Annotated in this window: 1 pseudogene; it reads left to right on the plus strand. The window is 84.7% G+C overall.

The annotated features are described in order from the left end of the window. Positions 1 to 119 precede the first annotated feature (119 nt). Positions 120 to 517, plus strand: a pseudogene (locus tag MY520_RS27975) (hypothetical protein); the annotation flags it as partial.

The following is a 517-nucleotide window of genomic DNA, read 5'->3' on the forward strand; positions in this document are numbered from 1 at the left end:
CGCCGCCCGCTGCCCGGGGCCGGCGCCGCCCGCGGCGCTCCGCCTCGCCGGGGTCCCGCCCGGCGCGGGTGCGCCCGGTCGCGTCCGGCCGGAGCGCGCGTGTCCGGCGGGGCGTCGTGGTGACCGGCGCCTTCCTCGGCATCGTGCTGCTGCCGCCGACCGCGGCCGGGGTGCTCGGCCTCGGCGGGACGTCGGCCCCGCCCGGTCAGGAGCAGGTCGAGGCCGAGGGCCAGGAGGTCGTGGCGGACGGCTCCCCGGCGACCCCGGACGCCCCGGCACCCGCACCCGCGCCCGCCCCGAGCACGCCGATCAGCGGCAGCGGAGCGGGCGGGGGCGGCGGCCGGGCGCCGGTGGCGGACCCCGACACCGTCCTCCCGAGCGCGGGCCTGGCCGGCGCCCGGGCCGGCCGCGTGACCCCGGCCGCCACCCGGACCACCTCGGCCACCGGACGCAGCGCCCCGGCCCCGGCGGGCGCCCTGCCCGGCACCCGCGCGACGGCGGGCGAAGTCGGATCGTA

Source organism: Geodermatophilus sp. CPCC 205506 (genome assembly GCF_051383635.1).
GTDB lineage: Bacteria > Actinomycetota > Actinomycetes > Mycobacteriales > Geodermatophilaceae > Geodermatophilus.